The sequence below is a fragment of the Kitasatospora sp. P5_F3 genome, from assembly GCF_054049135.1.
This window is the reverse complement of sequence record NZ_JBFUMY010000093.1, coordinates 1-22,346: the sequence shown is the minus strand read 5'-3', so window position 1 is coordinate 22,346 and position 22,346 is coordinate 1. Positions and strand designations below refer to the sequence as shown.

Annotated in this window: 21 protein-coding genes; 12 read left to right on the top strand and 9 right to left on the bottom strand. The window is 70.8% G+C overall.

The window, feature by feature from the left end; all coding sequences use genetic code 11:
- From ACXJMZ_RS33080 to ACXJMZ_RS33070, 3 genes are all read right to left on the bottom strand, one after another.
- A partial coding sequence (locus ACXJMZ_RS33080; protein ID WP_457033707.1) for a WXG100-like domain-containing protein occupies positions 1-653 on the bottom strand: 653 nt, incomplete at its 3' end.
- Positions 654-660: 7 nt separating this feature from the next.
- Entirely contained in the window at positions 661-1,389 is a 729-nt protein-coding gene (locus ACXJMZ_RS33075; RefSeq protein WP_457033706.1) for a hypothetical protein, read from the bottom strand.
- 181 nt (positions 1,390-1,570) lie between these two features.
- The gene (locus tag ACXJMZ_RS33070; RefSeq protein WP_457033705.1) at positions 1,571-1,708 is read right to left on the bottom strand and encodes a hypothetical protein; all 138 of its coding nucleotides are present in this window, start codon (positions 1,706-1,708) and stop codon (positions 1,571-1,573) included.
- 350 nt (positions 1,709-2,058) lie between these two features.
- On the opposite strand from ACXJMZ_RS33070, the gene ACXJMZ_RS33065 reads away from it, so the two are divergent.
- The 4 genes from ACXJMZ_RS33065 (at position 2,059) to ACXJMZ_RS33050 (ending at position 7,770) form a co-directional block, all read left to right on the top strand.
- Positions 2,059-2,658 (top strand): GNAT family N-acetyltransferase, encoded by a 600-nt coding sequence (locus ACXJMZ_RS33065; RefSeq protein ID WP_457033704.1) that lies wholly within the window; start codon positions 2,059-2,061, stop codon positions 2,656-2,658.
- 67 nt (positions 2,659-2,725) lie between these two features.
- Positions 2,726-4,855 (top strand): WD40 repeat domain-containing protein, encoded by a 2,130-nt coding sequence (locus tag ACXJMZ_RS33060; RefSeq protein ID WP_457033703.1) that lies wholly within the window; start codon positions 2,726-2,728, stop codon positions 4,853-4,855.
- Positions 4,856-4,940: 85 nt separating this feature from the next.
- A complete protein-coding gene (locus ACXJMZ_RS33055; protein ID WP_457033702.1) occupies positions 4,941-5,465 on the top strand; it encodes a hypothetical protein in 525 nt (174 codons plus the stop codon).
- Positions 5,466-5,526: 61 nt separating this feature from the next.
- Positions 5,527-7,770 carry a WXG100-like domain-containing protein gene (locus ACXJMZ_RS33050; RefSeq protein ID WP_457033701.1) on the top strand — a complete coding sequence of 748 codons (2,244 nt, stop codon included), beginning with the start codon at positions 5,527-5,529 and terminating at the stop codon, positions 7,768-7,770.
- Between the two features lie 219 nt (positions 7,771-7,989).
- On the opposite strand, the gene ACXJMZ_RS33045 is transcribed toward ACXJMZ_RS33050, so the two are convergent.
- The 3 genes from ACXJMZ_RS33045 to ACXJMZ_RS33035 all read right to left on the bottom strand — a co-directional run bounded on the left by ACXJMZ_RS33045 (position 7,990) and on the right by ACXJMZ_RS33035 (position 10,815).
- On the bottom strand, positions 7,990-9,024 hold the full coding sequence (locus ACXJMZ_RS33045) for a hypothetical protein (protein WP_457033700.1): 1,035 nt from the start codon (positions 9,022-9,024) through the stop codon (positions 7,990-7,992).
- Positions 9,025-9,115: 91 nt separating this feature from the next.
- Positions 9,116-10,084, bottom strand: a complete 969-nt coding sequence (locus tag ACXJMZ_RS33040; protein ID WP_457033699.1) for a glycoside hydrolase family 16 protein — start codon at positions 10,082-10,084, stop codon at positions 9,116-9,118.
- Positions 10,085-10,353: 269 nt separating this feature from the next.
- Entirely contained in the window at positions 10,354-10,815 is a 462-nt protein-coding gene (locus ACXJMZ_RS33035; protein WP_457033698.1) for a hypothetical protein, read from the bottom strand.
- A 41-nt stretch (positions 10,816-10,856) separates the two neighbouring features.
- Here ACXJMZ_RS33035 and ACXJMZ_RS33030 point away from each other — a divergent pair, with 41 nt between their 5' ends.
- From ACXJMZ_RS33030 to ACXJMZ_RS33015, 4 genes are all read left to right on the top strand, one after another.
- Positions 10,857-13,007, top strand: a complete 2,151-nt coding sequence (locus ACXJMZ_RS33030) for a bifunctional polysaccharide deacetylase/glycosyltransferase family 2 protein (protein WP_457033697.1) — start codon at positions 10,857-10,859, stop codon at positions 13,005-13,007.
- 695 nt (positions 13,008-13,702) lie between these two features.
- Entirely contained in the window at positions 13,703-14,098 is a 396-nt protein-coding gene (locus ACXJMZ_RS33025) for a hypothetical protein (protein WP_457033696.1), read from the top strand.
- 65 nt (positions 14,099-14,163) lie between these two features.
- Complete coding sequence (locus ACXJMZ_RS33020) at positions 14,164-14,511, top strand: hypothetical protein (RefSeq protein WP_457033695.1); 348 nt, start codon at positions 14,164-14,166, stop codon at positions 14,509-14,511.
- A 415-nt stretch (positions 14,512-14,926) separates the two neighbouring features.
- A complete protein-coding gene (locus ACXJMZ_RS33015) occupies positions 14,927-15,325 on the top strand; it encodes a hypothetical protein (protein ID WP_457033694.1) in 399 nt (132 codons plus the stop codon).
- 103 nt (positions 15,326-15,428) lie between these two features.
- On the opposite strand, the gene ACXJMZ_RS33010 is transcribed toward ACXJMZ_RS33015, so the two are convergent.
- Complete coding sequence (locus ACXJMZ_RS33010; protein ID WP_457033693.1) at positions 15,429-16,448, bottom strand: LLM class flavin-dependent oxidoreductase; 1,020 nt, start codon at positions 16,446-16,448, stop codon at positions 15,429-15,431.
- Positions 16,449-16,692: 244 nt separating this feature from the next.
- A complete protein-coding gene (locus ACXJMZ_RS33005) occupies positions 16,693-16,914 on the bottom strand; it encodes a hypothetical protein (protein WP_457033692.1) in 222 nt (73 codons plus the stop codon).
- Between the two features lie 834 nt (positions 16,915-17,748).
- On the opposite strand from ACXJMZ_RS33005, the gene ACXJMZ_RS33000 reads away from it, so the two are divergent.
- Genes ACXJMZ_RS33000 through ACXJMZ_RS32990 form a run of 3 tightly spaced genes read left to right on the top strand, consistent with a single transcriptional unit; the run spans position 17,749 to position 20,185 of the window.
- Positions 17,749-18,267 (top strand): hypothetical protein, encoded by a 519-nt coding sequence (locus tag ACXJMZ_RS33000; protein ID WP_457033691.1) that lies wholly within the window; start codon positions 17,749-17,751, stop codon positions 18,265-18,267.
- On the top strand, positions 18,264-18,575 hold the full coding sequence (locus tag ACXJMZ_RS32995; protein WP_457033690.1) for a hypothetical protein: 312 nt from the start codon (positions 18,264-18,266) through the stop codon (positions 18,573-18,575). The genes ACXJMZ_RS33000 and ACXJMZ_RS32995 overlap by 4 nt, the downstream gene beginning before the upstream one ends.
- Positions 18,572-20,185: a peptide chain release factor 3 gene (locus ACXJMZ_RS32990; protein ID WP_457033689.1), complete on the top strand. Its 1,614-nt coding sequence runs from the start codon at positions 18,572-18,574 to the stop codon at positions 20,183-20,185. The genes ACXJMZ_RS32995 and ACXJMZ_RS32990 overlap by 4 nt, the downstream gene beginning before the upstream one ends.
- A gap of 328 nt (positions 20,186-20,513) precedes the next feature.
- Here ACXJMZ_RS32990 and ACXJMZ_RS32985 read toward each other — a convergent pair whose 3' ends face one another.
- On the bottom strand, positions 20,514-20,903 hold the full coding sequence (locus ACXJMZ_RS32985) for a hypothetical protein (RefSeq protein WP_457033688.1): 390 nt from the start codon (positions 20,901-20,903) through the stop codon (positions 20,514-20,516).
- Between the two features lie 467 nt (positions 20,904-21,370).
- Between ACXJMZ_RS32985 and ACXJMZ_RS32980 the strand changes: the two genes are divergently transcribed.
- Positions 21,371-22,346, top strand: a 976-nt coding sequence (locus ACXJMZ_RS32980) for a tyrosine-type recombinase/integrase (RefSeq protein ID WP_457033687.1), incomplete at its 3' end; no start/stop codon positions are given.

Sequence of the window (22,346 nt, the reverse complement as noted above, 5' to 3'; positions counted from 1 at the left end):
CCGCCCGCCGCGCCGCCGATCGCGCCGCCGGCGGCGCTCATGCCGAGCTCCTTGCCGTCCAGCTCCTTGCGGTTGCCCGCCGCGAGCTGGATGCTCTGGGCCAGCAGGTTGATGGCGACCTCCTGGAAGGCCTCCTTCAACGCGTACTCGATGATCTCCTTCGCCAGCTTCTTCAGGATCGTCGTGACAACGGTCCTGCTGACCGTGATGGCGGCCGGGATGGTGGCCAGCGAAGCACCCGCGGTAACAGGGGCAGCGGCCTCCGCAGTAGCGATCTCGAAGGCCAGGATGCCGAGTTGCGCCACGATCGAGATCTTGGCGGTCTCGGTGGAGTTGGCCATCGCCTCCAGGCTGTCGGCCATCGCGTTGCAGGACTTCACCATCCCGGGAAAGAAGCCCGGCTTGTCACCGTCGACCGGCAGGACAAGCTTGCCCCACTCCTTCTCCAACCCCTCGGCGGCCGCGCCCTGCTGACCGTCCAGCGCACGCCGAACCGCCGAGTCGGCTGCTCGGCCCGCCTCGTCCAGAGTCTCGGCAGTGGCCCGCCAACGACGGCCCATGTCCCGCATCAGGTCTTCCTGGCCCTCGGGCCAGCGGGAACCGGCGAGCAGCAGCAGGACCCACTGGAGGGGCTCGGGGAGTTCGACAGCCATGGTGGGTTCAGTGCCTTCCGTTGAGCTTGCCGTTGGCGATGTCCCGCAGCACCAGGTCCGGCTGACCTGTTCCGGGAAGCGGGAGTTCGGGCTTCCCCATCGTGTCGAGGCCGAACTGCTCGGAGCTCTCGTAGCTGTCGGCCATGCCCTTGAGCCGCTTGCCGATGACCTCGACGATCTCCGGGAGCAGCTTCAGGCCCTCGAGAATGTCCTTCGCGTTGCCGAGGTAACCCGGCTCGCCGTCCTCGCCGTCGGCGTACTTCTTGCCGTCGTCGTCGTTGCCCCAGGGCGAGTTGCCGTGCATGCCGCTCAAGTAGCCGCTCAGGCTGGTGTACGTCTCCTTGAGATCGTCGGCCACGCCCAACACCGGCCCGGCGGCCGCCCGGTACTGCTCGGGGATCGCGACGAACCCCGCCCCCGCACTGCCACTCGGCGAACTGGCCGACTGAGCCTGCTTGGAGTCGACCTGCCTGCTCGTGCGCTCGGTCATCTGCATCGCCGGGACGGTCCCGTCCGGTGCGGCGGCCACGCTCGACCGCGCCTCCGTGACCGTCCCGAACGGGTCCTCCGCCGCCATGGCCTGCATCTGCCGGGGCATCATCGGCTCGGCGGACTGCTCCGCCCGACTGAGGAGCGGCTCCGCCGCCTCCTGAGCCGGCATCAGCCGCTCCGACGACCGCTCCGCCGGGACCACCTCGTCCCCGCCGTCCCGGAGCTGCTCAGCCTGCGGCTCCATGACGACTCGTCGCAGGGGTGTCCCCACCTGTTCGGCCGATCGGAGCTGCGACTGTTCGTCCATGACGGTCCCTCATCAACTCTGCGGGGTAGGGAAGCTGGGGCTGGTTGTGCTCGGGGAGGGGACGGTGCGGAGGGCCGGAGGTCTGCCGCCACCCGGTCTCAGCGGAGCCGGAACCACGTCACGGCCTGGGCGTGCCACAGCCCCTCGGCGCCGCGCCGCAGCAGGAGCGCAGGCTGCGCCGACTGTCCGGTCCGAGCCGCAGTTCCAGGTCGGTACCGTCCGCCGAACTCGCGCCGAGCAGTTGGAAGTTCACCACTCTCCACCGTTTCCTTCGCATGCATCCAGCGAGGGAGATTACCCCGGCAATATGGCCACCACGTGGCCAACTGGAGGCCACTGACTGAAGCAGCGTCAGGAGCTACGCCGGAGTGCGGCGGGGCAGGGATTCGGTGTTGTCGGTAGCCGAAGTCCGGGCGTTCAATCGCCCGTCGGGTATCCGTAACCTTCCGGGGTGGTGCCCGCCGTACGCGGAGTGCTGTAGTCATTGCCGGATCACACCCATCTGTCCCTGCTGGACGGCACGCGAGCAGGTGACGAACCGTCATATGCGCACCTCCTCAGGGCGGGCAGTTGGGGAGAACCGTGGGCAGGGGACAAGGTGATGGCATGACGACTCAAGGGGAGGAGCTCGCCGTGGGCGTTCCCTGGAGCTCGTTGGAAGCGCTCTCCGAGCTGCGGGACGGCGAAGTGCTGCTCCGCCGTCCGGAGGAGCGGGACGCGGACACGTTGCTGGCGGGGTCGAGGGATCCGCTGGTGCGTGAGTTCATGCAGGGCGTGCTGCCGCACCCGGACCGTGACTCCGCCACGCGCTGGATCACCGAGGTGGCCCCGAGGCTCTGGCAGGCGGACCGGGCCGCGTACTTCGCGGTGGCGCCGCTGGACGGGCCCGCGATCGGGTGGGCCGAGCTGGTGGACCTGCGGCCGGAGGAGGGCGCGGCCGAGGCCTCGGTCTGGCTGCTGCCGGAGTTCCGGAAGATGCGGACGGCCGCTGCCGCACTACGGCTGGTCTGCCGGTTCGGCTTCGAGGAGCTGGGCCTGCGCCGGATCGACGCGTACGCCGCCGCCGAGAACATGGCGGTGCAGGTGGTCGGCGCGTCGATCGGTTTCCGCCGGGCGGGGTTCCGGCCCGCGCTGTTCCGTAGTTCGCGCACTCAGGAGCTGCACGACGCCGTGTACGCGACCTTGGTGCCCGAGGATCTCTGCTGATTTTTCCACGTGTGCGACGTGTGTTTCCAGGCTGGGGGTTGGGATGTCAGGGTTGTTGGTGTTCTCCGTGGGTGGGGAGCAACTGCCGAGTGGCAGGCTTGAGCTGGCGCTCGATCAGGCCGGAGCGGTGCGGGTCGAGCACCGGACGGCGGGCGGCGTACTGGTGCGGACCGCGACGGTCGACCCGGCGGTGCCTGCGCGGGTGTTGAACGGGCTGCGGGCCGCCGCGCCGGGCAGCGGCGGTGGCGCCGCCGAGGCGCGCCGGCTGGTGGCCGGTGACGCCGAGTGGGTGGACGGGACCGAGACCCCGGTGCCCGGGGTGGCCCGGCTGTTGGAGGCGCTGGCCGGTCAGCTGCTCCAGCCGCAGTTGCCCGCGCAACTGCCGACCGTTCTGGTCCAGTTGGCGGCGGTGGATCCGGCCGAGGCGGGCCCGGCGGCGGCGATCGGCACGGTCGGCGGCCGCCCGGCGTACGCGCTGGCCGAGGTCGGCCACGGCTTCGGCCTGGCCGAGCTGGCGCCGGACGGCACCTCGCTCGGCGGCTCCGACGAGGACTCCGGTCTGCTGCCTACCGCCGTGGCGCTGGGCACGGTGGACGGCCGGGACCTGTTCGCGGTCGGTGCGCAGGACGGTGCGGTCCAGGTCTGGGACGCCGCCTCGGGTGCGCTGCTGCACGGGACTTCCGGCGGCGAAGGTGCCCAGGTGGTGGCCGCGGGAGTGGTCGAGGGTGTGCCGCTGGCGTTCTCCGGCGGCCGCGAGGGTGAGGTGCGGGCCTGGCGGGCCGAGGACGGCAAGGGGCTCGGGCTGCTGGCGGTGAACGGCCGGGGCGCGGCCGCGCTGGCGTACGCGCACTGCGCCGGTGTCGACCTGGTGGCCGCCGCCGGTAGCGACGGTGTGGTCCGGGTCTGGGACGCGGCGGCCGGTACCCAACTGCACCTGCTGGTGGGCCACTCGGACCGGGTCACCACCTTGGCGGTGCTGTCGCTGGGCGACCAGGCGGTGCTGGCCTCGGCCGGGGTGGACCGGGAGATCCGGCTGTGGGACCTGGCGACGGGGCAGTTGCTGGCCGTGCTGGTCGGCCACTCGGCCACGGTCACCGGTCTGGCCTTCGCAGAGTTGGCGGGGGAGCCGGTGCTGGCCTCCTGTGCGCTGGACGGCACCGTCCGTACCTGGGACGTCTACCGGGGTACCGGTATCAATGGCTGGGCCACGGGTGGGGCTTGGCTGACCGCGCTGGCCGTCGTTGCGCAGGCGGGCGGCCCGGCCCTGGCGGTCGGCGACGAGCGGGGACGGATCCGGCTGTGGGATCCGGAGTCCGGTACCCAGCTGGCCAGTTGGGAGCCGGCCGAGGCGGCCACCGGGCCGCGTCCGGTGAACACGCTGGCCGCCGGCCTGTTGGCCGGGGCGCCGGTCCTGGCGGCCGGGTACGGCGACGGTACGGTCCGGCTCTGGGCGGACGGGGCCGAGCGGTACGTGTTGGCTGCTGATGGCGGGGCGGCGACATCGGTGGCGCTGGCGGGGGAGTTGCTGGTCTGCGGGACCGTCACCGGTGCGGTGCGGTGCCACCGGGCGGCGGACGGTGCGGCGTTGTCGGTGCCGACCCCGCACACGGGCCCGGTGACCTGCCTGGCGTTGGGGGACACCACCCTGGTCTCCGGCGGCGCGGACGGTGCGGTCCGGGTACGAGGCGCGCTGGACGGCGCCGTACAGCTGCGGCTGGCCGCCCACCAACAGGGTGTCACCGCCCTGGCGTTGGGCTCCATCGAGCTCCGGCGGCTGATCGCCACGGCGGGTGGCGACCGTACGGTGCGGATCTGGGACGCCGTCAGCGGCGCGCCCGGCCCGGTGGTGTCCGGCCTGGCGGCCCCGGCAGCGGCGCTGGCCTTCGGGACCTTCGGCGGCCGGCCGGTGGTGCTGGCCGGCGCGACCGACGGCACCGTCCGGGCCTGGGCTGTGTCGGACGGGCAGTCGGTCACCGAACTCGCCGGCGGCGCGGCCGGGGTGCGCACCCTGGTCTGCCAGGAGATGGACGGCGAGGCGCTGGTCGCGGCCGGGGACGAGACGGACACCGTCCGGCTCTGGCACCTGGGCAGCGGCACGCTGCTGAACGAGGCGCCGTTGGACCGGACGCCGTTGGCCATCGCGTTCACCGCGACCGGTCTGCACGTGGTGGGCCCCGGTGGTGCGGTGACGCTCTGACGTCAGGTCAGGGCGTGATGTTTCCGGGTGGTAGGTGCCGGGGGTCAGGGCGGCTCGCGGTGACGGATGTGCACAAGGGGTGGAAGTGGCCGGAGGGAAGTCGTTCCGGGTCGATCTCGACCAGGTCGAGGCGGCGGCGAAGATGATCGAGAACATGCTCGACGACCTGGAGCGGCCCACCGCCGACCTGGTGTCGGTGGTCGAGGGGATCCAGCCGACGGTCTACGGGACCGACACGCTGGGCAAGTCGATGACCGGCGCCACCGCCTCGGTCGGCGGGCTCGGGGAGCACCAGAAGCAAGTACTGGACGGCATCAAGCAGTTCATCGCCAACAGCACCCAGGTGGCCGCCAACCTGCGGCAGATGGTCCAGAGCTACCGGGCCGTCGACGAGGAGAACATGAGCGCGCTGCAGACCATCGAGGGGGTCGACGCGCCGTTGCCGACCGCGCAGAACCGGTCCGAGGGGCCGGTGACGGTGATCGCCCCGGCCCTCCCGGACGCGGCCACCCCGCCCCCGCCGGCCGCGGACTCCTTCGAGAGCACGGCGACCGCGCCGACTCTTGACTACAACTTCTGGCAGGACCCGGAGCCGCCGCCGAGCGCCTAGGCAAGACCAGCAGGTGCACACCTGACCCTGTCTCACCGACTCCCGCAGAAAGGCGGACGCCGTGATCCAGCTGCCCCCCGACCTGGCCGAAGTGCTCAAGGTCATCCAGAGCAACGAGAACGGGAAGGGCATCACCTTCCCCGACAGCAACGAGGACCTGCTCGCCGAGCTGGCCACCGCCTGGGAGCGGTGGAATTCCGTGGCCGAGCCGCGGATCAACGCCATCGTCGCCAACGCCCGGCTCGCCATGGAGAACATGGAGGGCGATGCCGCCGACAGTTTCGCGCGCTACTTGGAGAAGTTCTCCGGTGGTGACAGTTCGCACGCCGCGACCACGGTGTCGGCGGCGGTGGCCATCGCGCAGGCGCTGCGCGGTTCGATCGAGGCGGTGACCCAGACCAAGAACGAGATGATCCGCGAACTCCAGTACACGAAGGAGTACATCGAGGACAACCCGGCGGGCAAGAACGACGACATCGCCAAGTCGGAGGGCATCAAGGAGGCCGCGACGACGTACACCACGTACGTCGGCCAGGTCGGCAGCAACGTGGACACGATGCTCCGTCAGGGGGCGGGCCACTTCCGGCAGATGACCGCGGCCGCCGAGGTCGCCGCCCTGCCTGGAGCGCAGGGCGGCAGTGGCTCGGGCGGCGGTCCGGTGCCGCCACCCGCGACCACCCTGGACTCGGTGTCCGGCGTCACCGCACCCGGGCCGATGACCCTTCAGAGCTACCAGGGCAGCCCGGTGGGCGACACCTCCGGGGCCGTCCTTCCGAGCGGTGTCCCGGGTGGTGTGTCCGGTGGGATGCCGACCGGCCTCGCCGGTGGTGCGTCCGGCGGGGCGCTGGGTGGGATGCCCGGCGGTGCAGTGGGCGGGATGCCCGGTGGGGTGACCGGCGGCGCGGGCGGTGGGGCGGCAGGTGGCGCGCCCGGTGCTGCGGGCGGTGGTCAGACGTCTCGGCCGACGGCGGCGCTGCAGCCGTTCCGGATGCCGACGGCGGCCGCGCCCGCTGCCTTCGGCGCCCCGTCGGTGGGGGCGGGCGGGGTGCCCGCGTTCAAGCCGCAGGGTGCGGTCGCGCCGGGGCTCCAGCTGGCGGGGCACCAGAGCCCCGAGGAGACGAAGCTCGCGCTCGCGCGGTCCGGCGTCGCGCTTCGGCCGTTCACGCCCGGCGGTGCCGAATCAGGCGGTTCACTCGGCGGGTTCAGTGGCGGGCTCGGCGGCCTGGGCGGTGGTGCCGTGGGTGGTCGTAACACCGGTGGTCTGGCCGGGCGTCCGGGTGGTCTGCCCGGTGGTTCGCTGACCGGGCGGGGTGTCGGCGGGGGTGGCGTGGGCGGTGCGGCAGGCCGGGGTACGGCTGGTGCGTTCGCGCCCGGCGGCCGCTCGGCCGGCGGGATCGGTGCGGGCGGCGGCGGTGCGGGCGGGATCGGTGCGCGCTCCGGTGGCGGCGGGTCCGCGCTCGGCGCGTACAGCCCGGGTGGCGGACGCTCCGCAGGTGGAGTCGGCGGCGGGGCCGGTGGTGGAGCGGGCAGCCCGGTGATGGCCGGGGGCGCGGGCGGCGGGCGCGGTGCCGGCGCGGGTGGCGCCGGGAGCGCTCACGGCAGTGGTGGCGTGAGTGGTGGTGCCGGTGCGGGCGGTGTCGCCGGGCGCGGTGCCACCGGCGGTGTGCCCGGCATGCCGGGCATGGGCTCGGCGGGCGGCGGTGGCGGTGCCGGCAAGTCGGGTGGCTCGCGGTTCGTCCGGCCCACCCGGTTCGGTGCGGAGGACGACGAGGAGGAGACGGTGCGGTCGGACGCCGGAATCCTCGGACAGGCCGTCAACCACGAGCCGCAGGACCAGCACTGGCAGCGGATGCGGCGCCGCTGGGTCGAGGAGTCGGGGATGGCCCCCAGCGGCGAACTGCCGCAGACGGTGGTGGCCGGAACGGAGCAGGCCGGCGCCCCGGCGGCTCCGGCCGGTACCGACCTGATGAGCCAGCTGACCGCGGCGATGATCGGCCCGGAGACCGCCACCACACTCAACGCACCGACCGAGCCCGCGAGTTCGGCTCCGGCGGAGGAGGATGCGTTCCTGGAGCGGTCCCGGTCGGTGGCCGAACGCCGGGGCCGCCCCGACGCGGAGCCGGTGGCCGAGGCACCCGCCGCTCCGCCCTGCGAGCCCGCCCCGATCCTCGAGGAGGAGGGCTTCCAGGTGCCGAGCCCGTTCATGCGGTCCGCACTGGCCCGACTCGCCAGTACGGGGGCGCTCCCCGAGGCCGGTGGCGAACAGGCGGCCGGGCAGACCGCTCCGGCAGCACAGGGACGCTGAGGAGAGTCCTGGCCGGCGTACCGACTGAGGAGGGCGGGCAGTTGACGGCCCAGGTGGCAGCTGTGCACCTGTGCCGTCTCAGCCCCACACCTCGGGTACGCGGCCAGGTCTCCGAGGGGGCGTGCCCGTACCGGGATCAGCATGCCCGCGTACCCAACGCCGATCAGGTGTTCCTGACCGTGGGTCTCGTGATCAGCACCACCTGCATGCTCACCCGCCTCATTCGGCGTCTTCGTCGGTGAATGAGAGTCGTACCGCCACAAGGGCGCCACTCTCGTCGAGATCGGCGAAGACGGGGAACCATCCGTCGCCCCAACTGGTCATCGAGAACAGCACCTTGGCGCCTCCCACCTCGACGGTCCCGGCCTCCAGGGCCGAGGAGCGCACCTCGCGCATCGCCTGCCAGTGGTGGGAGTGCGGTCGAAGGTCGAACGCCAGGCCGAGGCGGGGATGCGCGTCCATCCAGGACTGCAACGCCTCAGCCTTCTCCACGGCTTCCGTGATGTCCAGGCCGGTCCAGCCGTAAGCGCTCTCCTCGTCGGCAGTGCCGAGCCGAGGTGCACCGAACTCTCGGGCCACCTCGTCCTGTTCGCGACCCCAGAAGGCCACATCGGCCAGACCGTCCATCGGCCTGGTGTGTTCCCAGGCCCCGAGCGCGTCGGCGTCGCCGAAAGCCACTCTCGCCCAGTCCACGCAGATGTCTCCCAGCGGGACCGACTTCGCCACCGGCCCGTCGGTGACCCGGACCCACATCTCCGCCCACCCTGATCCGTCGTCAACGCGGGACGCCAGCACGGGAAGAGCCCGATCGCGAGGCAGGCCACCGAGCGCGACGACAGGAACGCCGAAGGCCAGGAAGCTCCCGCCGCCCACCGCGCCACACCGGCGGGCACGCTCTCGATGAGCCACCCGGCCGGTGCAGGCTTCCAGCCGGGCATCGAGGCCGCGTTCACGGCAGTGCTTCTCGAAGTGCCCCGCCACCTCCGTGACGCCGGACGCCGGTATGTCGTACAGCACTGTCCCCGGCTGCCGGTCGAAGGACCTGGCGGCGGCCTCCGCGTCGGGTCCCACGATCTCGAAGTCCACCGCGCGGACGATGTCGTCAGCCACGGTCGGGTCGTCGATGCCCAACCGCTCGGGATCGATCCCGGCGGGAGACCCGTCCCCGCTCCACACGCCGAGGTAGCCACCATCGACGATCACCAGGTCGCCGGAGGGGCACGTGATCCGGCCCAGCTCGAAGATCTCTTCCATAGCGCGTGAGTCTAGGAGTGCCGTCATGGCCGGGCGCCTGTGGCGAAGGCTGGGCCGGGGGTCGAACCGTCCTACGCCGGTCGGGCCGGGCTCAGGGCTTCGCGAGGGTGTCCACGAAGTCGGTGCCGGCGCTGTAGAAGCCGTCCACCGTCTTCTGGACGTCCGGGTAGGAGACGGCCGCAGCGTCCTTGTAGTAGAACCAGTTGATCTTCAGGTTCCAGGTGCGCTGTCCGCCGAGGGACGGCAGCTGGTCGATGAACCAGTTGCTGAAGTGGACGTCCATCTTCTCGCGCGGCACGTACTTGCCGGTGCTGGTGAACAGCTCCTTGCCGTCCATGGAGTAGGTGGCCTTCCCGTCCACGGCGGTGACCATCATGATGTGCCAGCCCTCGAAGCGCTGCTTGTGCGGCTTGGTGACCCGGTCCGCCGGATCGGCCTTGAACCAGCTGGTGGTGTCGAGCTGCGGACCCGGGGCGCCCCAGCCGCCGTTCGGCATGTACTCGTAGTCGAGCTCGCTGTAGTTCGCCGAGTCGTCCGAGGGGGAGATCGGGAAGTAGGACTGGACGACGTGGTCGCCGTTCTTGCCGCCGGCCGGCTTGTCGCTGAGGTAGATCCGGGCGGCGAAGGTGCCGTTGAAGAGCTTGGTGCCGGTGCTCTGGATCTCGACCTGCTTGGTGCCCTTCGGGGTGCCGTCGGTGGACGCCTGCAGCTGCAGGGTCCGGCCGCCCTGGGCGGTGGTGTCGGCGGGGAAGCTCGCGCCGGTGTCGGACCAGGTGTCCTTGATCCCGGGGCCGCCCTCGCCGGTACGGATCTCCCAGCCGTGGGCGGTGAGCGCGGGGTCGGTGGGACCGGTGTAGTGGAAGCTGTCGAACAGGGTTCCCGGCGGGCCGGTCGGGGTCGGCGAGGCACTGGTCGCGGACCCGCCCTTCGCCGTCGCGGCGGTGCCGTCGCCGCCACCGGACGCCGGACCGCTCGAACAGGCGGTGAGGACGACCAGCAGGGCCGGGACGGCGAGTACGCTCCACGCGCGGTGACGACGGGTGCGGCGGGGCTGACTCACGCGGGCTCCTTGGGGCGTACCGATCACACGTGCGCACTGATCAGATGAGGGGGTCATCGTAACGGGGTGCGCAAGCCCCTCCGGTGCGTGCCTGTCCGGATCCGGAGGTGCGGAGTCCGAGGTCAACGGCGCACGCGTGCCTACCGTCCGGTACGTGCCGACCGGTATTCCGATCCGATTACAACCCCCCGCCGGATCAGGCCAAATCCACCCATCGAGCCCAATTCGCTTCAGGCGGTGCACTAGCGTTCGCTCTACGCTCCGGCGGTCTACGTACCCTGCACTGAAAGGCGTCGCAAGGTGCGCCCAGTCATCACTTCCATCGAACCCGAGTCGGCACACCCGCCACAGTCCGACGCATACGAACCAGACCTCGAAGAGGACGCCCCCGCACCGGTGTTCGTCTCCCAGTCGGGTCTGCGCGGTCGGCTGCTGCGGGGCTTGGGCTGGCCGGTCTCGGTGGTCGGCGCGATCCTGGCGGTCGTGATGGCCGGCAGCCTGGTCGGCATGCAGGCGGACGCCCCGGCGATGGGGATACCGGCGCAGCCGCCCGCCCAGTCGCCCACACCTGCGACGTCGCCGTCACCTGTCCCGTCACCCACCCCGTCGCCATCGCCGTCGACGTCGTCGTCCAGGACGCCTTCGCGCTCCGCGCCCCCCTCGACGAAGACCACGTCGAAGCCGACGACCACCGCACCGCGTGGCGCGACGCCCTCGGGCCAGTCGACCAAGCACCCCTGAACCGCCGCACCACCCATCTCCAGGAGCGCAATTGTCCCGCCATCAGCGCCGCCGGCAGTCCCCGCGCAGGCCGCGCCGACTGGCCGCGCCGCCCTTGCGCTTCTTCATGCCGCTGTCCCTGCTGGCGTGCCTGCTCGCGCTGCTCGTGCTGCGCGGTCTGGCCACCAACGAGGTGTTCCACGACACCCGGATCGCCGACTCGGCCGACAAGACGATCGTGCCGGAGAACCTGCTCACGGGCGGCCCGATCATCGACGCGCGCGGCAGCAGGAACGACCACCCGGTGAGCTACAAGATCCCGGACCACACCGTGGTCCTGAGCTTCGACGACGGCCCTTCGCAGGAGTGGACCCCGAAGATCCTGGAGATCCTCGCGGCCCGCAACGTCCGCGCGGACTTCTTCGTGACCGGCGCCGCCACCGCCCGCAACCCGGACCTGATCCGGAAGATCGTGGCGGGCGGCCACGAGATCGGCCTGCACAGCTTCACCCACCCCGACCTGGCCTTCCAGTCGCACGCCCGGATCAGCTGGGAGATGGCCCAGACACAGCTGGCGCTGGCCGGCGTCGCGGGGGTGCACAGCTCGCTGTTCCGTCCGCCGTACTCCTCCAACTCGGCCGCGCTGGACGACTGGACCTACCCGGTGATCAAGTACCTGGGTGCCCGCGGCTACGTCACCGCCTTCATCGACCACGACACCGACGACTGGAAGCGTCCGGGCGTGGACGCCATCGTCAAGGAGGCGTTGCCGACCGTGCCCGGTGCGGGTGAGCTGATCCTGCTGCACGACGCCGGTGGCGACCGCTCCCAGACCGTCGAGGCGCTCGGCGTGCTCATCGACAAGCTGCAGGCCGACGGCTACCAGTTCGCCACCATCTCCGAGGCGTTCGGCGCCTCCAGCGCCACCACGCCGGTGCACGGCTTCCAGCTGTGGGCGGGCAAGGGCTACATCGGGGCCACCCAGCTGGCCCTGCACATCCTGCCGGCGCTGATCGGGCTGCTGGCCGTGGTCGGCTTCCTGAACTTCGGCCGGTTCGCGCTGATGCTGGTCCTCGCTCCGCTCCACGCCCGCCGCGCCAGGCGGCAGGACGCCTGGGGCGAGCCCGTCACCCATCCGGTCACCGTGCTCGTCCCGGCCTACAACGAGCGCGAGTGCATCGCCAACACCCTCAACTCGCTGGCCGCCAGTGACTACCCGATCGAGGTCATCGTCATCGACGACGGCTCCTCGGACGGCACCGCGGACATCGTGGAGGAGATGGACCTGCCGTTCGTCCGGCTGATCCGCAAGGTCAACGGCGGCAAGTCCAGCGCCCTCAACGTCGGCATCGCGGCCGCCTCGCACGACATCGTCGTGATGATGGACGGCGACACCGTCTTCGAGCCGGCCACCGTGCGCGAACTGGTCCAGCCCTTCGGCGACCCCGGGATCGGCGCGGTCTCGGGCAACGCCAAGGTCGGCAACCGCGACACCCTGATCGGGGCCTGGCAGCACATCGAGTACGTCCTCGGCCACAACCTGGACCGCCGGATGTACGACATGCTCGGCATCATCCCGACCATCCCCGGCGCGGTCGGCGCCTTCCGCAAGGAGGCCCTGCAGGCGGTCGGCGGGATGAGCGACGACACCCTCGCCGAGGACACCGACGTCACCATGGCAGTGCTCTGCGAAGGCTGGCGGATCGTCTACGCCGAGCGCGCCCGCGCCTGGACGGAGGCCCCCGCCAGCCTCCAGCAGCTCTGGTCCCAGCGGTACCGCTGGAGCTACGGCTCGATGCAGGCGATGTGGAAGCACCGCCGCGCCGTCGTCGCCCGCGGGCCGGCCGGGCGCTTCGGCCGCCGGGGGCTGCCGCTGGTCGTGATGTTCGGCGTGGTCGCCCCGCTGCTGGCGCCGCTGATCGACATCTTCCTGATCTACGGCGTGCTGTTCGCGGACACCGGGATGACCCTCGCCAGCTTCGGCGGCTTCCTGGCGATCCAGGCCCTGCTGTCCTTGTACGCCTTCAGGCTCGACCACGAGAAGCCCTGGCACCTGATCAGCCTGCCGACCCAGCAACTGGTCTACCGACAGCTGATGTACATCGTCCTGCTGCAGTCCGCGATCACCGCGATGACCGGTGGCCGACTGCGCTGGCAGAAGCTCCGGCGCACCGGCGAGGTCTCCGTACCGGTGGAGGCGTGACCGTGAGGTTCCCTGTGTCGAGAGCCACGCCCATCACTCGTACGGCCCGGTGCCGTTGGTGGTGACGTTGGGTTTCGTCCAAGCCGTCCAGGACATGCCCAGGCCGGCGAAGACCTTGCTCACGCCTGCTCCCCGGCGGTGAAGAAGCCGGTCAGGACGGGGGCGAGAAGCTGTGGGTCGATGTTGTGCTCCTGGCCGGGGAAGACGTGCAGGGCGAAGTTGTCCGCCAGGGCGGCGAGTTCCCAGCGGCCGGCCGGACATGGTGTCGCCCATGACCTGGCAGTCGTAGGTCAGGGTGCGGGCGGTGGCCTCCATGCCGACCCAGAAGGGGGCCTGGCGCATCCCGGCAACGGCCTCGGTGGGCATACCCACGGCCGCGGCAGTTCGTGGTGCAGTGCTGTGCGGGCCGCGTCCGCGTATCTGCGTCTTGCTGACGCAGGAGGATGGCATCGCTAGCATGGTCGAGCACGGTGAGGCACCGAGACTGATGGCCCCGGGACACCGCACGGGCCCGGATCGCCCGACACCGTAGGACCGTTCGCGGCTACTGACCACCCGGCCACCGTGCCGCCCCCGAAGGACTGGACATGGCCCGTCAGCCCACCCCACCCTCGTATTGGTCTCCAGCGCCAGCGCCTGAAGCGCCGCTCCTTCGGTGGATACGGCGCAACCCCTGGCCGACCGCCACGGTTGCGGTGGCGGCGCAGCTCGTCCTCGTGGCCGTCCTCGCCCGTGCTGCCACGGACGGCCCTGACCTCACCGAGTACGACGCGAGCGGCGACATGGTCGGGGTGACCTGCGAGGGCAGCGTCGAGGACACCGCTGGCCTCGCCATGCGGTGGACTGGATGCACCGCGAGCATCCACAACACCACCGGCCGCACTCAGGCGTACATGATCTACCTCAACTGCCGCACCTGGGCTGGCGACGGGCCTGGCATGGTGCACGATCTCCAGTACGTCGCTCCGGACCCGAACCCGAGCAGTCAGTTCGTCGAGCTGAGCCGATTCGCGAGCGCCGTCGCCTCCGGACCGCAGAACTGCACGTTCGTATCGGCGACCCGGCGCAACCTCGGTGCTGACGAGCTCTAGCGGCAGGCAGGCAGGCAGGCCGGCAGGCCGGCGTCCGGTCGGCGGACGAGACCGGCATAACCCTGGTGCCGCCCGGCTGGAAGGCCACCGAGCACAACATCGACACCGGCGCGTTCTTCGCGATGCTCTCCCAGCTGACGGGCAAGAAGATCTGGCTGACCCGCTCGAAGAACGCCTCCGCCTTCGTCCGCTCTATGCAGGCCGACGACGGCCGCCTCTGGAAAGGCACCGGCCTGGACGGCGTGAGCGTCAATCACGACAACGTCCCGCTGGACATCCAGGTCTGGAGTTACCTGGCCACCCTGGACCCGGCCTACTCCCGCTCGATCGGCTGGGCGGTCGGCCGCCTCTCCGTCGCCGACGGCCCCGACCGGGGCGTCAGCTTCAGCAACACCGACACCACCGTTGGTTGAAGTCGGTCTCCGCAGGAGTACCCAGTGCGGCCATCCAGGCCGATCTGGGGCCTGTCGTCATAGTTCGAGCTGCGGAACGATCTTCGCGTCGTGGCCTGGAAGGAACCTTCCGCCGGCGGTTACATCGCCGCACCGGCAGCCGCACGCGCGGCCCTCACGCTTCGTCATGTCCCTTAGTCTTCCGTGCAGTCGGCGGTTTCCGCCACCTTTTGCACAGATGCCGGCCCCGGCGGGCTGCTGCGCCCCAAGTGGCACGGCACGGCACCTCCTGGCGAGGGTGAGGCGCGGCATGAGGGGTGACTGGAAGATCAGGACGGCGGCATCCGCCGCCGTCGGCTCCGCAGGGGTGGACGCGTGTCGTGACGAGTCGACCACCGGCTACCGAGTAGGCCGAGGTCGGATGTGAGGAGTAGGCGTGGAGTTCGTTGCGGTGGATGTCACCCGGCAGGCGCTCGGGGTGTCCTACCCGGACGAGATCGAGGACCTTGACGCGGCCGTCGAGCGGTTCGAGCGGGCGGCCCGGGCGAGGTTCCTGCCGCCCGTCCGGATGGGGGTCGAGATGTTGCCGCTGGCCGACCACCTGCTGCCGGTGGTGGCGGCGTTGCTCGGTGCGATGGGCGGTGCGCTCGCGGAGCAGGCGGCGACGCTGCTGAGCGAGCGGACCAAGGCACTGATGGCCCGTCGGCGTGGCCACCCGGTCCTCGCCCTGCCCGGGGAGCTTCCCGCCTGCCGTGACCGCCCGTCAGCGGGCCGAGCGGGCGGGGTGCGGCCTCTGCCCTTTGAGGGTACGAAGCGGCTGACCACCTCGTCGTGATCCGGGGCCGGCCATCCGCTCGGGACCTGGTGCCCGCACTCAGGCGTACGCGAAGCCCGACGTCCGCAGCGCGGAGCGTCGCGCCCGCCGAGGCGGTGCCGGTTCAGGCTGCGGAGCGCCAGCCGAGTGCGGGAGCGAGTCGGGTCGCGATGTCGGTGAGGATCTGCACGTAGTCCTGGTGGTCGAAGCTGAAGGGGAGTGCGAAGACGACTTCGTCGACCTCCCGGAACGCGGAGTGGGCGTACAACCGCTCGGCGATCTCGGCGGACGTCCCCACCAGGTCCGGCGCGAACATCATGCGGGCCGGTCCCTGCGGGGTGGTCGTACGCGGGAGTCGGTTCCGGGCGTAGGCGAGGTACTTCGCGCGCTGCTCGGCCGAGGCGCTGTCGGTGGGGATGACCACCAGCCCCTGGGACACCCGGGCGCGCGGGCCCTCGGGGTGATGGGTGCGGAAGACCTCGATCTGCGAGCGCTGGATCTCGGCGAAGTCCTCCGACTCCTCCGCCCGCACCACGTTGCTGGTCAGCAGGTTCAGCCCCTGCTCGCCCGCCCATCGGGCCGAGCGCAGGCTCCCACCGCCGTACCAGACGCGGTTCGCCAAGCCGGGCGCGACGGGCTGGACCTGGTCGGAGTACACCTCGATGCCCTCGACGCCACTGAAGTCGGTGGCGGGCTCGCCCTTGACGAAGCGCAGCAGTCGTTGGACCCGCTCGTAGCCGAACTCCTCGGCCTCGGCGGTGTCCGGGTACAGCGCGGGGGCGACCTTGTCCCAGTGGCCGGGCCGTCCGACGCTGAGGCCGGGGTTGAGCCGGCCGCCGGACAGGAGGTCGACGGTTGCGAGGTCCTCGGCCAGGCGCAGCGGATTCTCCCAGCCCAACGGGATGACTGCGGTGCCCAGTTCGATCCGGCGGGTGCGCTGTGAAGCCGCCGCGAGTACGGCGACGGGGGACGATATCCCGTACTGGAGGTGCCGATGGCGCACCCAGGCGCCGTCGAACCCCAACAGCTCGCCGAGCTCGATGATCTGGAGTGTCGACTCGTGCCCGCGGCCGGGATCGGCGGGGTCGAACAGCCCGATGGTCAGGAAACCCAGCTTGCGAAGGGGCCGCGAAGGCGAGGGCACCAGGGTCCTCCGTTCTCCGCGACGGCCGGACGAGGTTCGGCGCGGTTCGACTGACATGGCCCGGCCGATCACCGGGCGCCCGGCCACGTTCACACGCGACGGGGAGACGATCAAGAGGGGGAACGGAAAGGTCATCGGGAGCAATGTGTCCGTGACACCCCCGCAGCAGTCTGGCCTCGGTGCCCACCTCCGGCGGCACCGGGCGAGGCGTCTCGGCAGCGGCGATGGGTCCCCGGCCGGTGGTTCACCTCGACGACGGTGTCCGCCGGCACGTGCGAGGTGCGTTCCAGCGCAGCAGTGCGAGGATCACGTGCTGCGGGCCGAGCACGGACAGCGAGGTCGGCCCCAACCGGATGCGGGCCGCGAAGGCGATCTCGTGGCCGAGCCGACGGGCCGCGACGGCGCACAGGATGTGGCCGTCGGCGAAGACGAGGGTGGCGGTCGCGGCATCGCGTGCCCAGGGCACGACGTCGGCACGGACCGTGAGATCGGCCAGGGTTTCGCTGTCCGGGGACTCCTCAGCGCGTGGGAGTCCGCCGTGATCGCCACCTACCGGTACGGCCAACCGGCAGGCCGCCACGATGTCCGTACCGGTACCTCACCTCATCGCCGAGCGGCTCCTGGGCGCCGGGACGAGTCCCGTGCCGGTTGGCAGCCTGACGACTCAGGACAGCGGGCTTCCCGCGTCCTAAGGGCCAGTGGCCGCCCGTAGTCACCATCAGCAACGATGATCTGACGAGCCTTCAGTGGAGGGACGACAGGATTCAACTATTGTCGGCAGCCGAGGCCTCAAGGCGTCGGCTTTCTAGTTGCCCAACCTCGTTGCCTGCATGGGCGGTTCGGGGAATGGAGCACGGATGGCAAGACATCACCCTGACAGGGGCTCAGCCGTTCCAATGTGCAGGAATGTCCATATGTGCCCACGGGCGCTCACTTCCGCCTACGAGGCGTGATCTCAAAATGGTCCCCAAGCTCTGCATCGCCTTCTGTCGCCGCCAGTAACGAGAATCTGGCGGCCCCTCAGAAATGGCCGTCGTCGAGGCACGTCATCCCAGCGTACGGTGCCGCATGCCGACCTCGGCTCCTCACGCAGATCAAGGTCGACTACCCACTGACTACGCCGCGTGATCTTCCAGGCGGTGTGTCGCCTTGAGCGTGTCCTCTCCGACTGGTTCTGACGTGCCTCGCGTCCCTTCCCGCGCGCGCTGCCGACGCCCGGGCCGGGCGGCGACCTTGGACTCAAGCTCACCGAGTTCAAGAAGGAGAAGCTCATGGGACAGCGTGCGCAGCGTGGCCGGGTGTGCCGGCGGTGCGGGTCCGCCGCCGGGGCGGTTTCGCCAGCCATGCGGAGGCGTTGCGGGAGATGAAGGCGGTGTTGGACGGTGAGCTGCGCGGGGTGTACGAGAACCGCCGGACCACGGTCGCGAGTTACCCGCGCGAGTGGCTGGTCACGCGGCGGGCGCACCTGTCGCCGAACACCTACGCCGGCTACGTGGCGTGGGTCGAGTGCGACCTGATCCCGGCGTCCGGCCACATCCGCCTGCTGGACCTTCGTCCCTATCACGTCGATGAGTGGATCGCCGCCCAGCTGGAGGCCGGGCACGGCCGGGTCACTGTCTACAAGGCCGCGTCCACGCTGCGCAACGCGCTGAACGACGCCGTCTCCTCCTGGCGGCTGCGCTACAACCCGGCCAAGTACTCCGTCCCGCCCGAGCCCCGCGCCGCCGAGCGCACCTGCTGGACCCCGGATGAGGCCGCGACGTTCCGCAGCACAACGCCGACGAGTACGCCGACCAGGTCACCGACCTGTTCGAGGTGATTCTCGGTACCGGCACGCGCCGCAGCGGGGTCCTCGCCCTGCACTGGTCGGACGTCCACCTCATGGACCGCCAGCTCTTCGTCCGATGGACGCTCGCCGCCGTCAACAACAACGGCCTGGCCTTCGGCCAGCCCAAGACCGAGGCCAGCCGAGCCTGGATCAGTCTCTCCCCAGGAACGGGAATTTCGGGGCCACGCCGCCCGACAGCCTATTATCGCTTCCTGGGCTGCGGACCTGATCCCCGGCTCACCAGGTACGGAGAGGCGTCACCCGGCCTGCTGCCGATGCGTACCCGAGGAAACACGTGAGCACCGTACAGTCAATCCCCGTCCCGCAGGTCCTTCATGAGGCCGGCCGCCGACGGACCTTCGCTGTGATCAGCCATCCGGACGCGGGCAAGTCCACGCTCACCGAGGCACTGGCGCTGCACGCGCGGGCGATCACTTCTGCCGGTGCGGTGCACGCCAAGGGTGACCGACGCGGCGTGACCAGCGACTGGATGGAATTGGAACGCGAGCGCGGTATCTCGGTGACCTCGGCCGCATTGCAGTTCGGCTATCGCGGCCACGTGATGAACCTGGTCGACACCCCCGGCCACGCCGACTTCTCCGAGGACACCTACCGGGTGCTGGCCGCCGTCGACTGCGCGATCATGCTGGTCGACGCGGCCAAGGGCCTGGAGGAGCAGACCCGCAAGCTCTTCGCGGTCTGCCGCCATCGCGGCGTCCCCGTGATCACCTTCATCAACAAGTGGGACCGGCGCGGCCAGGATGCACTCACCCTGCTCGAGGACATCGAGACGCACCTCGGGATCACCCCCGTCCCGGTCGTCTGGCCGGTGGGCAGCGCGGGCAACCTGCGCGGCCTGGTCGAAGCGGGGAACACCGAGCAGATGCTGCGCTATACCAAGGTGCCAGCCGGCACGCACGCCGCCCTCGAGGAGCAGCTCACCTCCGAGAAGGCCGCCGAGCAGGAGGGCGAAGCCTGGACGACCGCGCTGGAGGAGCTGGAGCTGGTGCTCTCGTCCGGCCCCGGCTACGACCAGGAGGCCTTCGAGGCCGGCAAGATCAGCCCGGTCTTCTTCGGCGCCGCGCTGACCAACATCGGTGTGAAGCTCCTGCTGGACGCCGCGGTCGACCTCGCTCCGGCTCCCGGGCCCCGCCCGCTGGCCAAGGGCGGCAGCCGCGAGGTCGGCGAGGAGTTCTCCGGCCTGGTGTTCAAGATCCAGGCGAACATGGACCCGGCCCATCGCGACCGGATCGCCTTCGTCCGGGTCTGCTCCGGCGTCTTCGAGCGCGGCATGCACGTCACCCGGGCGGCCAGCGGCCGCTCGTTCGCAACCAAGTACGCGCACACCGTCTTCGGAGCCGAGCGCACCGTGGTCGACACCGCGTACCCCGGCGATGTGGTCGGCCTGATCAACGCGAGCGCGCTGCGGGTCGGCGACACCCTCTTCACCGGTAAGAAGGCCGAGTTTCCCCCGCTGCCCGCCTTCGCCCCCGAGTACTTCGCGGTGGCACGGCCCAAGGACATCAGCCGGTCCAAGCAGTTCCGCAAGGGCGTCGCCCAACTCGATGAGGAAGGCGTGATCCAGGTGCTGGTCTCCGACCGGCGTGGTGACCAGGCGCCGGTCATGGCTGCGGTCGGCCCGATGCAGTTCGATGTGATCCTGCACCGGATGGAGCACGAGTTCTCCTCCCCGATCGCCCTCGACCAGCTTCCCTACCGCTTGGCCAGGATCACTGACGCCGACGGCGCCGCTACCCTGGGCAAAGCCCGCCTGATCAACGGCGAGGTGCTCACCCGCCGCTCGGATGACGCGCTGCTGGCCTTGTTCGCCGACAAGTGGCAGCTGAACGCCTTCCAGCGCGCCCACCCCGACATCCTGCTCCAGCCGCTGATCGCCACGGCGGACTGATCGCCGACCTCTCGGCCCGGCGGCCACCGTCGACGAGCTGCTGCGCGGCCCTGCTCGGGCAGTTGGTCGACTGGCAGCAGTCGATCGGCGAGCTGGGCCGCGCGCTCACCACGGCAACCGAAGGCCGACCGCTACCCGGCTGGGCCCGCCGACGCCGGCGGTGCCGAGGACGTCGGGTGGCGCCAGGCCCGCACCGCGCTGCTCGATGCCCTCGCACGCCACCACACTTACCTGCCCGCCGCCATCGTCAAGCTCAGCGGTGAGCCGGAACTCCCAGCTACCCGCAACGGGCGCTGCAGGGGCGTGGTCATCCCAGAGGGCTGCGCGGTCAGCGCCGACCGCCGCCGAGGCGGGGGTCGTCGGCCAGTGCGGTCAGCGGGCCGTATTCGCAGGCAAGCTGGTTCCACGTCAGAACCTCGCCACAGCGGGCCGGGAACTCCTCCGGGTTGAACTCGGGCATGGTCCAGGTGCCAGTGCCCCGGTCCCGCAGCCACAGGTCCCCGTCACCGTCGACCACAGTCGGCGGGGCCGGTACGGGCTCGGCCTGATCGGTGGGCTCCCAGGTGGCCCGGCCCGGGTGGGAAACGCGGCGCAGCTCGGTGGTGGCCAGCCGCGCGACCAAGTCACGGGTGGACTCTTCGGCGTCCTTGACCGACGCGAGTCGGAATGCGTCGTCAAGTACGGGCAGGGCTGGATTCTTGCTGCGTTTTGAACTCATACGCTGATGACCTCCGGTGGGGGGCGTCACATCCGTTGTGGCACCCCGTAGAGGAACACGGTATCCGAGGCGGGAGCCAGGCAGGCTACGCCCTCTCAAGAGCACCTTTTCCTCCGACGCTCACCGCGACGGTCTTCAGCCAACGCAGCAGGAGGCGGTTTGGAGCCTCCCTCCGCGGGGGCGAGGCGCAGCCGAGAACGCTTCCCAGCTCGTCCGCGACACCGCCGCGCAACACCGCGACCGCCTCGTCTGACCGGGCAAGCCCCGGCAGCACGGCCGAGCCCGCCTTCAGGTCTCCCTTGAGCATTGGCCAAGGGAGGCTCACAGGTCAGACCCAGAATTCGTGGGTCGGTGGTCTCACGGTGGTCGCCTCGCGAGCGCAGAATGGAGAGGTAAGACTCTGCGCCCTCGACGCTCCGAGGCGCTCACCACGCGCTGCTCACCGAATCCGGGTAACGACCGAGGACGTGTCTACCGGCGCTGCGGCTGCCGCGCCGACCGCCGCCGCCAGCTCGGCACCAACTGCCCTGGCCTGGCCGCCGATCCGCGCCACGGTACTTGGGCTTTCGCCGTCGACGCCCCCCCGCACCGACGGCCACCGCCGCACCATCCGCCGCGCCGGCTTCCCCGACGAACTCGAGGCCGGCATCGCACTGCGGCGCTTCAACGAGGGTCTGGCCCTGTGCGTCATCACCGACCCCCGGCAGCGCACCGCCGAGTACCTGAGGGACTGGCTGGACGAGAAGGAACTACGCCTCAAGCCCACCACCATGGCCCGCTGCCGCACCTACGTCGAGCAGGACCTGATCCCCGCCCTCGGCACCATCCCCCTGATCGACCTCACCCGCCAGCACCTGAGCGCCTTCGTCACCGCCCAACTGCGCAACGGCCGCGGCAAGGTCACCGTCTACCGGATCATGGCCACGCTCTCCAGCGCCGTCCACGACAGCCGCCTGGCCCGCAACCCCGCCAAGCCTCCGTTGCTCGCCCGCCCCGCCTCCGCCCCACGGCGCCTGTGGACCGAGGAGCAGGCCGCCCGCTTCCTGCGCTTCACCCACGTCACCGACCCGCTCTACGCCGACCTCGCCGAGCTCATGATCGGCTCCGGCATCCGCAAAGGCGAGGCACTCGCCCTGCGCTGGGACGACGTCCACCTGACCGACCGCGTCTTCTTCGTCCGCGCCACCCTCTCCGCCGTCGACAACAACCAACTCCTGCTCACCGCACCGAAAACCAAGCGCAGCAGAACCTGGGTCGCCCTCTCCGACCGCACCGCCTCAGCCCTCGACGACCGCGCCGGCACCCGAGCCTTCGGCAACATCACCTCCAGCGGCGGCTACGTCTTCCACCGCCACGGCCGCCCCCTCCACCCCAAGAACGTCCTCGACCACTTCCACCGGCTCTGCGACAAAGCCGGCGTCCCCCGCATCGCCCTCCACGACC